At 43.8% G+C, this 10000-nt stretch carries 12 protein-coding genes and 1 pseudogene; 7 read left to right on the top strand and 6 right to left on the bottom strand.

Going from position 1 to position 10000, the window contains the following annotated elements:
* Positions 1-559: pseudogene (locus LDL40_RS08330) on the bottom strand (HAMP domain-containing histidine kinase); the annotation flags it as partial.
* Positions 560-761: 202 nt separating this feature from the next.
* Here LDL40_RS08330 and LDL40_RS08325 point away from each other — a divergent pair.
* On the top strand, positions 762-1157 hold the full coding sequence (locus LDL40_RS08325) for a DUF3293 domain-containing protein (protein ID WP_300994807.1): 396 nt from the start codon (positions 762-764) through the stop codon (positions 1155-1157).
* A gap of 16 nt (positions 1158-1173) precedes the next feature.
* Here LDL40_RS08325 and LDL40_RS08320 read toward each other — a convergent pair whose 3' ends face one another.
* Genes LDL40_RS08320 through trmB form a run of 3 tightly spaced genes read right to left on the bottom strand, consistent with a single transcriptional unit; the run spans position 1174 to position 3253 of the window.
* A complete protein-coding gene (locus tag LDL40_RS08320) occupies positions 1174-1476 on the bottom strand; it encodes a hypothetical protein (protein ID WP_300994806.1) in 303 nt (100 codons plus the stop codon).
* A gap of 12 nt (positions 1477-1488) precedes the next feature.
* Entirely contained in the window at positions 1489-2517 is a 1029-nt protein-coding gene (locus tag LDL40_RS08315) for a class I SAM-dependent methyltransferase (RefSeq protein ID WP_300994805.1), read from the bottom strand.
* Position 2518: 1 nt separating this feature from the next.
* Entirely contained in the window at positions 2519-3253 is a 735-nt protein-coding gene (gene trmB, locus LDL40_RS08310; protein WP_300994804.1) for a tRNA (guanosine(46)-N7)-methyltransferase TrmB, read from the bottom strand.
* A 175-nt stretch (positions 3254-3428) separates the two neighbouring features.
* Between trmB and mutY the strand changes: the two genes are divergently transcribed.
* The 6 genes from mutY to rlmM all read left to right on the top strand — a co-directional run bounded on the left by mutY (position 3429) and on the right by rlmM (position 8223).
* Positions 3429-4454, top strand: coding sequence for an A/G-specific adenine glycosylase (gene mutY, locus LDL40_RS08305; RefSeq protein ID WP_300994803.1), 1026 nt, complete (start codon positions 3429-3431; stop codon positions 4452-4454).
* Between the two features lie 62 nt (positions 4455-4516).
* On the top strand, positions 4517-4786 hold the full coding sequence (locus LDL40_RS08300; RefSeq protein WP_300994802.1) for an oxidative damage protection protein: 270 nt from the start codon (positions 4517-4519) through the stop codon (positions 4784-4786).
* A 340-nt stretch (positions 4787-5126) separates the two neighbouring features.
* Positions 5127-6059 carry a transcriptional regulator GcvA gene (locus tag LDL40_RS08295; RefSeq protein ID WP_300994801.1) on the top strand — a complete coding sequence of 311 codons (933 nt, stop codon included), beginning with the start codon at positions 5127-5129 and terminating at the stop codon, positions 6057-6059.
* Positions 6060-6062: 3 nt separating this feature from the next.
* Positions 6063-6707 carry an alpha/beta fold hydrolase gene (locus LDL40_RS08290; protein ID WP_300994799.1) on the top strand — a complete coding sequence of 215 codons (645 nt, stop codon included), beginning with the start codon at positions 6063-6065 and terminating at the stop codon, positions 6705-6707.
* On the top strand, positions 6685-7071 hold the full coding sequence (locus tag LDL40_RS08285) for a DUF423 domain-containing protein (protein WP_300994798.1): 387 nt from the start codon (positions 6685-6687) through the stop codon (positions 7069-7071). The genes LDL40_RS08290 and LDL40_RS08285 overlap by 23 nt, the downstream gene beginning before the upstream one ends.
* A gap of 81 nt (positions 7072-7152) precedes the next feature.
* The gene (gene rlmM / locus LDL40_RS08280; RefSeq protein ID WP_300994797.1) at positions 7153-8223 is read left to right on the top strand and encodes a 23S rRNA (cytidine(2498)-2'-O)-methyltransferase RlmM; all 1071 of its coding nucleotides are present in this window, start codon (positions 7153-7155) and stop codon (positions 8221-8223) included.
* A gap of 55 nt (positions 8224-8278) precedes the next feature.
* Here the strand turns inward: rlmM and LDL40_RS08275 are convergent, their stop codons facing one another.
* Positions 8279-8923: a glutathione S-transferase family protein gene (locus tag LDL40_RS08275; RefSeq protein ID WP_300994796.1), complete on the bottom strand. Its 645-nt coding sequence runs from the start codon at positions 8921-8923 to the stop codon at positions 8279-8281.
* 124 nt (positions 8924-9047) lie between these two features.
* The coding region (locus LDL40_RS08270) for an isocitrate dehydrogenase (RefSeq protein WP_300994794.1) at positions 9048-10000 on the bottom strand (953 nt) is incomplete at its 5' end.

Below are 10000 nucleotides of genomic sequence, written 5' to 3'. Positions count from 1 at the left end.
ATCTGTTGGCGATAATAAAAGCACCAATTAAAGAGCAAAGAGCTATTAAAATATCGAATAAAACTCTGTTTTGCACATAGCGGCTTAACTCTTCCAGACTGGCACGTATGTAGACATAACCTGTTAACTTTCCATCAGATTCGATTCTTTTTGTCAGCTCCATGACACCATCGCCTATAGTGGCGTTCTGGTACTGTTCGACTTTGTTGAACTGAGTCGGAAAGGGACCCACATCTCTTCTGTTATAGCTGGAAAAAAAGCTAAGCTCGCCATTGTCCTGCAGCTTGTAGATATGAATATTGTGTAATCTTGATTCGGCCGCGAACGAAGCAAGACGTCTGTCTTCTATTTCTGAGTCGTCTATTTCAATAGAACCTACGGCGTTAAAGGCAATAATAGCTGCATAAGAATTGAGTTGTTCTGACAGGTTTTTCTTTTCAGCCTTAATATCCTGAATAGTGGCAATAGTCAGAGAAATACAAAGAGTAATGCTGCAAATCAGCATCACAACCCAAATCAGAGCACCTTTGATTGAACTTGCTTTTAAAGCTGGACCCATTAATCCTTCCGCCATCCGTCAATCTGTTATCGAAGCTATAATATTGAAGTTACACGCATTTGCAAATTTTCACCAGTTAGCTGGCAGACAAAAATAAAAGCATCGCAACGGCTTTGCAGAACAACAGGTACTTAGTTGTAAAGTTGCAGCTTGATCCAAGAAGGGTATATAGTTGACGCACTTGTGATGCAGAGGAAAAACCATGGACTTATGGGATAACTACAAAACGAGTGTATTTTTGTGCCATCAACCTCTTGGTGACCAAATAAATTTTGCTATTATCAGCGCCCAAAATCCTTGTGGCCATGTCCAGAATCCCTCCAGAAACTTATTGCTCGATAGTCACTTTGCCAACACACTAGATAGCATGAATGTTCCATATCGTGAAATAGTAGGTTGCTCACCTGACTTGAGTTTTCAGGAGAAAAGCTGGGCTGTGCTTTGTGATAAAAATAAGGCGATTAAACTGGCTATTATGTTTGAGCAGCATGCTATTTATTGGGTTGAACAGGGAAAGTTATTTCTGGTTCCAGCTTTACTGCAACAGGCTGAAGAGTATTTAGGCGAGTTTCACCCTCGTCAGATAGTCTTGCGCTGACTGAAATAGCTCAGTGTTAATCTCTTAAAACTTGCAAAATAGGTTCTATTTTCTGACCCAAAGCGTATTCCAGTTTTAGACGCTTCAGCTTCTGCTTATGAGCTTCATCTCTGTCAGCTGGTTCTGTTAAAAACTCTTTAAAATCAGCTACACAGATACATAACATGGCAGGTTTTGCCATGTTTTCTAACTGACCAAGCCGATAGATTTGATGCGGACAAGCTAAAGTACGTTCTGGCGATTGAATACATTCAGCCGCTTCAACACTGCTAAAAGTGCAAATACTAAGTACGGATAACAGTACTAAAACCAGTCTCATCAGTAGATCCTTTTATTTGCGGTCTTTTTTACAATAATAAACCACAAAACCATCACGACGACCAAGCTCTTTTACCTGACCAAAAATTTCAGTCAATTGAGCCACATAAGGCAAATGCACATTAGCCACTAAAGTTAAAGTACCACCTGGTTTCAATTCATTAAAAGCGTCGCGGAAAAACTGCTCGCTGATATGGTAGTCGGTTTTTAAGCCAGTATGGAAAGGCGGGTTACTGACAATATGATCATAAGCTGCACTGCGTGATGGAATACCATCCGCCACTATAGTTTCACCCGGCAGTTTATTCGCCTTTAACGTAGCCGCAGTAGAGCTGACAGCTAAAGTGCTGATATCAGAAGCTGTTAGCTTAATTTCAGGGTGTCTTTTTACCAGGAATGCACCGATAAAACCTGCACCACAAGCAAAATCCAACACTTTACCTTGCTGAATATGGCCTAAATGCTCCAGCAGTAAGTTAGTGCCTAAATCCAACTTGCCATGATTAAACACGCCTGGCAAAGAGCAAAGCTTTAAGCTGATGCCAGCTTTTTCGATACTAAACTGATGAAACTCAGCTGTTTTTAATTCACTTTGCAATAAACCATCTAATTCAAACCATAAGCAGTGTTTGGCATTGTCATGTTTAAAGGCTTTTAAACCCAGTTTTTCTGCCTGATTACCTAAGCTCTTGATGCCGCCCTTATTATCGCCAACCAGATAAACTTCGGTTTTGTCTTTTAGTACTGTTTTAATCTGAGCTAAAGAGCTTTGCAGCTGATCTTTGCTTTTAGGGTAAAACAGCACCACTTTGTCGACTGTTAAATCGGCGGGTAAGGTATCACCCAAATAACAAGGGCATTTGCTTTGCTGCTGCCAGTTATTAGCAACAGCTACGTTTGAAGTTAAACAAAATAACTCAAGCTCTTGGTTTTGTTGTTTTAGTTCAGCGGCCAGCCGATCGGCCATAGGTTCTACCAGCAGCACTTTGCCTGATAAAAAATCAATATTGCGCAGCAGCAGCTGACTGGTATTGTCTAACATATTAGCTTTCCTTCCTGAACATTAAATCCCAAACGCCATGGCCTAAATTGACACCACGGTTTTCGAATTTAGTCAGAGGTCTATGCTCAGGACGTGGCACATAGTCATTGGTTTCTGACAGGTTGCTGTAACCCTCGGCAACTTTCATCACTTCCAGCATATGTTCAGCGTAGTTTTCCCAGTCAGTTGCCATATGAAATACACCGCCGATTTTTAATTTGCGGCGTAACAACTGAGCGAACTCAGCCTGAACAATACGTCTTTTATGGTGACGTTTTTTATGCCATGGATCAGGGAAAAACAGCTGTACTGTGCTTAAGCTATTGTCTGCAATAGAGTCATTTAAAATTTCGATGGCATCGTGTTCGAACACCCGCAGGTTTTTAACGCCTTCAGTTTCTGCTTCACCTAAACAAGCACCTACACCTGGCTTATGTACTTCGATACCAATAAAGTCTCTATCTGGCGCAGCTTTAGCCATTTGCACCAAAGATTTGCCCATACCAAAACCAATTTCCAGCACTAAGTCGGCTTCGCGGCCAAACACGGCTTTCATATCGTAAGGCATAGCTTGATGCTCAAGACCCATAGTTGGCCAGAATAAATCTAAACTGCGCTGCTGGCCTTTGGTCAGACGACCTTCCCTTAAAACAAAACTACGGATGCGGCGCAGGTATTTGTTTTCCTGAAGCTCATCGTCCTGTGGCTCTGTGTTTGGTTGTTCCGGGTGGGTCATCTTGGTCTCCAAAAAATATAATGCAGAATGCAACTGCATGAAGTGCTATCGAATGCGGCGCGTATTATCCTTGTTCTGCCGCTAATGCTCAACCGCTAATCTTGATTCAACAACAATAGGAAAAAATGCTAGGCTGAGCGCCGTTTTGAAAAACTAACCTTGAGTGCTTATTGCTGTGCTGACTTCTGAGTATTTAACCTGCCCTGATCTTTTTGCCGATACGTTAGTCGACTGGCAAAAAAACTATGGTCGAAATGCCTTGCCATGGCAACAAGACCCCAGCCCATACAGAGTGATGGTTAGCGAGCTGATGTTACAGCAAACTCAGGTCACTACAGTGATCCCGTATTTTCAGCGCTGGATGCAAAAGCTACCAGATATTCATGCCTTAGCCACTGCTGATACCGACACTGTAATGGCGTTGTGGCAAGGTTTAGGCTATTACGCCAGAGCCCGTAACTTACACAAAGCAGCAAAATACATAGTGTTTGATTTAGGTGAGTTTCCTTTTGAATTAAATGACTTATTAACCATTCCCGGTATTGGTCGTTACACAGCTGGTGCTATCCGCTCTTTTGCTTATGATGCTTATGGCCCGATTGTGGATGGCAATGTCCGGCGATTATTTTGTCGTTTATTTGGCATAGAAGGTGTGCCGACTTCATCTGCAGTGGATAAAAAGTTGTGGGCTTTGGCCGATTTATTAACGCCAAAACAAAACAACAGACGTTTTGCTCAGGCTTTGCTGGATTTAGGCGCTACGGTCTGCAAACCCAAGCAAGCTGATTGTTTAACCTGCCCGCTTAAAACTCAATGTCTGGCTTTTAATACAGGCCGTGTTGCAGAGCTGCCCACAGCTAAACCTAAAAAGAGCACTCCAACCAAAGCAGGGCATTTTTTGTGGATAGAACAAGACAATAAACTCTTGCTGCAAAAAAGACCTGATTCAGGTATTTGGGCAGATCTGTGGTCCTTACCCCAGGTTGATGAAGATGCTGCAGCTTTGCAGCAAGCCACACTGCAAGGTCAGTTTCAGCATGTGTTTTCGCATTACAAGCTAGAGGCTTCGGTTTGGCATCCGGTTTCGACTTTGTCTGAACCTGCGGCGAGTAGCTGGTATAACAAAGCTGAGGTCATGGAGATTGGTTTACCAGCTCCTATTCGCAGCTGGATTGAAAAAAACTGGCTGAATAAAAACTAACAGCCCTTGCTGAAGTCGTTTACAATATCGGCCTTTTTAGAAGCTAAGCATTGAGGTGAAGAATGTCCCGTCAGGTATTTTGTGTTTATTTGCAAAAAGAAGCAGCAGGTTTAGATTTTCAGCTGTACCCGGGGGAGCTTGGCAAAAAAATCTTCGATAACATCAGCAAAGAAGCCTGGTCTTTATGGCAGGCTAAGCAAATTATGCTGATCAACGAAAAAAAGCTGAATATGATGAATCTGGAACATCGTAAATTGCTGGAAGAGCAAATGCAGCAATTTTTATTTGAAGGCAAAGAAGTTCAGATCGAAGGTTACGTTCCTAAAGCTTAATAACCAGAACTCGGGATAAGCCGCGTCGCTGAATAGGCATCTTTTCGCGCCTCTGTGCCTTGCTCTGCCTAGCCATAGCTTGCTATGGCTTACGACAAAGCGCCTTGAGATCCACAAAAATCTGCTCATTCAGTCCATTAAGATTTCAGCGTTTAACAAATGTATCTTTAATTAATTGATTTTATTAGTTAAACCGAAAAGTATCGACACTCATTAACCCGAGTTCAGGTTAAATAAATCCAGCTAATCTCAAAGGCGTGGCTGGTTTAAAGTCGCACCTTTCTTTATAATTCGCATTAGAAAAAATAATTGAATACCACCCTTTCTGAGGTTGCGGACTATGGTTCGGCGCTTACCCCCATTAAATGCGTTAAAAGCTTTTGAAACTGCGGCCCGTCATCTGAGTTTTACCAAAGCAGCTGAAGAGATGTTTGTCACTCAGGCTGCTATTAGTCACCAGATCAAAGCGCTGGAAGACCATTTAGGTCTAAAGCTCTTTATGCGGAAAAACCGCTCATTGCTGTTAACTGAAGAAGGTCAGAGTTTCTTTTTAGACATTAAAGAAATTTTTTTGCAGCTGCATGAAGCTACTGAAAAGTTATTAGCCCGGGGAGCAAAAGGTTCTCTTACAGTAAGCTTGCAGCCAAGCTTCGCTATTCAGTGGCTGGTGCCACGTTTAAGTTTATTCAGTGAAGAACATTCCGATATAGATGTGCGTATTAAAGCGGTTGACTCCGACGAAGGTTCGTTAACAGACGATGTGGACGTGGCTATTTATTATGGTCGTGGCAACTGGCGTAATTTACATGCAGACAAACTGCACACTGAATATCTGCTGCCTGTTTGTTCACCTTTGTTGTTAAACGGCACTAAACCACTAAAAGAAGTAGCGGATTTACGCCACCATACCTTGTTGCACGATGGTTCACGTCAGGCCTGGAAAGACTGGTTTGTCAGTCAGGGTATTAAAAACTTTAATGTGAATCAGGGGCCCATTTTTTCGCACACTGCTATGGTATTGCAGGCGGCTATACATGGACAGGGGGTGGCTTTGGCCCATAACGTTATGGCCAGACCCGACATTAACTCTGGCCGTTTAATAGTGCCTTTTCATCATGTACTGCTAAGTAAAGACTCGCACTATCTGGTCTGCCGTGAAAATCAGACTGAGCTGGGTAAAATTGTCGCGTTCAGGCAATGGATGGCAAAGCAGGTTGAACTGGATCAGCAGGATTTTGCCGAACAACATTTTAATAATTCAACGCCGGATTAACAGATGGCGGAGTTATTAGCTCAAAGTTTTGTTGTTAACGCTGATAAAGCTGTTGCCAGATTGCTGCTCTGTCATGGTGCTGGTGCTTCAGTGCGGTCAGATTTTTGTCTGCAACTGGCCAAAGAGCTAGCCGCAGTGGGGATTGAAGTCTGGGGATTTAATTTTACCTATATGCTAAAGACCTTGGCAGGCAGCAGGCAATTGCCGCCGAAAATGCCGGTGTTAGTGGCAGAACTTGTTGAACAAATAAGCCAATTACCTGCAGATTTGCCTTTGTTTATTGCAGGTAAATCTATGGGGGGGCGGGTAGCTACACTGCTTGCAGCCTCAGAGCTGCTGCCTGCGCACGTAAAAGGCGTGATAGCTTTTGGTTATCCTTTTCATCCACCGAAAAAGCATAGTTGGCGAACTGAGCACTTTGCCGCTTTAACAAGGCCTGTACTGGTGCTGCAAGGTGAGCGGGATCCATTTGGCAATAAAGATGAACTGGCTGATAAAATCTGGCCTCTGCTAGAAATAAATTGGTTACCAAGTGGTGATCATGACTTTGTACCATTAAAGAAATCAGGTATTAGTCAGCAGCAACTTATTGCACAAGCAGCTCGTCTGAGTCGGAGTTTTATTGATGAACGTATTCTGGAAGATTAACGCAAGCCTGGCTGCCTTTTATGGCGCTGTCACTGTAGGTTCAGCCGCTGCTTTAATGCATTTATGGCGTGGCACTATAGCGACAGAGCAACTGGCAGTGCTGTTAAGTGCGGGTTTTATCTTAGCTTTTCATGCCTTGGCTTTATTGACCTTATCGGCCTTTGACAAGCTGCAACAACAAAGCCCATGGTTCAGTCGCATCTGCGCCTGCGCTATGCAAATAGGGCTTTGGTCCTTTGTTTATACTCTGGTAGCTGGCGTATTTAAGCTGCCTTTACATGTTTCTGCTCTGGCACCTTTAGGCGGCCAGTTGCTTATTTTAAGCTGGCTGGCTTTGGCCATCAGCCCTTGGATCAGGAAATAAGATGAAGATGAAAAATTGGCAGGATAGACAATTTTCACAGACGCAGGCTGCCCGTCAGGGTGCTGCACATGGAGGTGCAGCATGAACCAACTTTTGCTGTATTGCCGTTCAGGTTTTGAGAAAGAATGTGCCGGTGAAATTCAGGATAAAGCGTCGCAGCAAGAGGTGTTTGGTTTTTGCAAACTGACCAAAGACGCAGCTTTTGTCATTTTTGAAGCTTATGACAGTGATGCTTTAGCTGCGTTTTACCGTGACTATGACTTCACGAACTTAATCTTTGCACGTCAGTGGTTTTTACTGGTGGACGATTTGCTGCAATTAGACCCTGCTGATCGTATTACCACTGTAGTTGAATCCGCTTTAGCGGCTGAACTGTCTGCTTTTGGTGAGATCAGGGTGGAATACCCTGAAACCAACGACGGCAAAACTTTATCAACTTTGGCGCGTAAACTGACAGTGCCGCTACGCCAGTCATTACGTAAAGCGGGTGTACTGCTGCAAAAAGAAAACTCCCGTGCTGCTGTGCTGCATTTATTTATGCTAAGTGGCAGCAGTGCTTATTTAGGGATTTCTTACCCGGAAAATAACAGCCCGCTGGAAAACGGTATTATGCGGTTAAAATTTCCTGCTGATGCACCAAGCCGTAGCACGTTAAAACTGGAAGAAGCTTTTCTTCAGTTCATTCCAAAAGATGAATGGGACACCCGTCTAACTTCCGGTATGAGAGCTGTGGATTTGGGCGCTTGTCCTGGTGGCTGGACTTATCAGCTGGTGAAACGCAGCATGATGGTCACAGCTATAGACAACGGTATGATGGCGCAGTCATTAATGGACACAGGCCAGGTCAAACACTTCCAGGTTGACGGTTTTAAATTCAGCCCGGATAAGAAAAACGTGTACTGGCTGGTGTGCGACATGATTGAAAAACCTCAGCGTGTGGGGCAGTTGGTCTGTGATTGGTTGATCAACGAGTGGTGTCAGGAAAGTATTTTTAACCTGAAACTGCCAATGAAAAAACGCTACGAAACTGTGGTTGAAGTGCTGGAGATGATGCAGCAAAAGTTAGACGAAGCTGGGCTTGATGTAGAGTTTCAGGCCAAACACTTGTACCACGACCGCGAGGAAGTGACAGTGCATGTGAGGAAGTTTTAATACAGCTTTTTGCAAAACCAATAAAGAAAGAAGGCAGGGATAATCCCTGCCTTTGTCATACATAAGGCTTCACTAAGCCATCATAATCCATCACTTTTTGCACTGCAGGGCGGGCTAATACCTTTTGTACCCAGAGCGCGATAAAAGGGTAATCCCGTGCTTTTTTATCGTCGAAGTGACGAGTCCAGCGACATAACATCATGGCGTAAATATCGACCAGCGAAAACTCTTCACCTAAAAACCAGGGGCTACAGTGACTGGCTAAATGTTTGTCCATTTGTTCTAGCAAGCCTTGGGCTTTTTGCTGGGCATGACGTTTTACATCAGCTGCATTTTGCTCTGAACTCACCCAACGCTCAGGATAAAAATACACCACTAAAGTGCTTTGTAAGGTGGCGGACAACCAAATCAGCCATTTGTAGGCTTGTGCACGTTGCAGAGTACCTGGCGCGGGGAATAGTTTCTTATCCGGGTGGCTGTCGACTAAATGCAGGCAAATAGCTGCAGTTTCAAAAATAACCTGACCCTGATCGAGCAAGGTTGGAATAGTGCCGTTAGGGTTTAATGCCAGATAGTCAGCTGTTTTATGTGAACCTTTGGCTGTGTCCGTTAACACCAGCTCATAAGGTACACCCAGTTCTTCCAACAGAATATGGGGTGCCATACTGGCGGTGCTTGGTGAATAGTACAACTGATACATCGATATAACTCCCCGAAGTTAAAAAATTTTAATCATAAAATTTAAGCTGAATACTCTGCGCTGTTTTCTGGATTGAACAAGTCGCAGCTATAAAAAAACCGCCCTGAGGCGGTTTTCAACGTGCTTATAAACGTTCCAGCATAGCTGCTGTAAAGTCTGTCGTGCCGTGGCTACCGCCTAAATCACGGGTGGTACGGTCACCTGATGCAATCACATCAGTTAAAGCGGCCAGAATTTTTTCTGCTTTATCTTTCATGCCCAGATATTCCAGCATCTGGATAGAAGCTAAAATCACCGAGCTTGGGTTGGCCAGGTTTTTACCTGCAATGTCCGGCGCACTACCGTGTACTGCTTCAAAAATAGCGCAGTCTTTGCCGATATTCGCACCTGGTGCCATACCTAAACCGCCGACTAAACCCGCACATAAGTCAGATAAAATATCGCCAAACAGATTGGTGGTCACAATGACGTCAAACTGTTGTGGGTTCATCACCAGCTGCATACAAGCGTTATCAACGATCATCTCGCTGGCCTGAATATCAGGGTAACGTAACGCTACTTCACGGGCAGTTTTTAAGAACAGGCCAGAAGTAGATTTCAGGATGTTGGCTTTGTGAACAATAGTGACTTTTTTACGCTTTTCGCGACGAGCCAATTCAAAGGCGAACTCAACAATACGTTCAGAACCTTCGCGGGTCACTACACTCATTGCTTCAGCCAGCTCACCTTCGTTTTTCACAATCTGGCCAGCACCTGAATACATGCCTTCAGTGTTTTCACGCACTGTAATAATATCGATATTTTCGTAGCGCGCTTTAGTGCCTTTGAACGAAATCACCGGACGAACGTTAGAGTACAGGTTGAACTTTTTACGCAAAGTCACGTTAATTGAAGTGAAACCTTCACCTACTGGTGTAGTTAAAGGGCCTTTTAAAGTGATTTTGTTGCGGGCAATAGCGTCCAGCGTTGCCTGTGGCAGTAATTCACCGGTAGTTTCTAAAGCAGTTAAGCCAGCTTCAACATATTCATAGTTAAAGTTACAGCCTACTTTATCCAACACCTGGATAGCGGCTTCTA

The sequence above is a fragment of the Rheinheimera sp. genome (assembly GCF_020217005.1).
Lineage (GTDB): Bacteria > Pseudomonadota > Gammaproteobacteria > Enterobacterales > Alteromonadaceae > Pararheinheimera.
The sequence above is the reverse complement of the archived record's forward strand: the minus strand, read 5'-3'. Positions and strand labels throughout refer to the sequence as shown.

Bases quoted from the DNA above. Each gene is read 5' to 3' on its own strand.
- LDL40_RS08285 (WP_300994798.1), top strand. From the start codon at position 6,685: ATGAACGTATTCTGGAAGATTAACGCAAGCCTGGCTGCCTTTTATGGC.
- LDL40_RS08295 (WP_300994801.1), top strand. From the start codon at position 5,127: ATGGTTCGGCGCTTACCCCCATTAAATGCGTTAAAAGCTTTTGAAACT.
- rlmM (WP_300994797.1), top strand. From the start codon at position 7,153: ATGAACCAACTTTTGCTGTATTGCCGTTCAGGTTTTGAGAAAGAATGT.
- LDL40_RS08300 (WP_300994802.1), top strand. From the start codon at position 4,517: ATGTCCCGTCAGGTATTTTGTGTTTATTTGCAAAAAGAAGCAGCAGGT.
- LDL40_RS08320 (WP_300994806.1), bottom strand. From the start codon at position 1,476: ATGAGACTGGTTTTAGTACTGTTATCCGTACTTAGTATTTGCACTTTT.
- LDL40_RS08325 (WP_300994807.1), top strand. From the start codon at position 762: ATGGACTTATGGGATAACTACAAAACGAGTGTATTTTTGTGCCATCAA.
- trmB (WP_300994804.1), bottom strand. From the start codon at position 3,253: ATGACCCACCCGGAACAACCAAACACAGAGCCACAGGACGATGAGCTT.
- LDL40_RS08290 (WP_300994799.1), top strand. From the start codon at position 6,063: ATGGCGGAGTTATTAGCTCAAAGTTTTGTTGTTAACGCTGATAAAGCT.
- LDL40_RS08275 (WP_300994796.1), bottom strand. From the start codon at position 8,923: ATGTATCAGTTGTACTATTCACCAAGCACCGCCAGTATGGCACCCCAT.
- LDL40_RS08315 (WP_300994805.1), bottom strand. From the start codon at position 2,517: ATGTTAGACAATACCAGTCAGCTGCTGCTGCGCAATATTGATTTTTTA.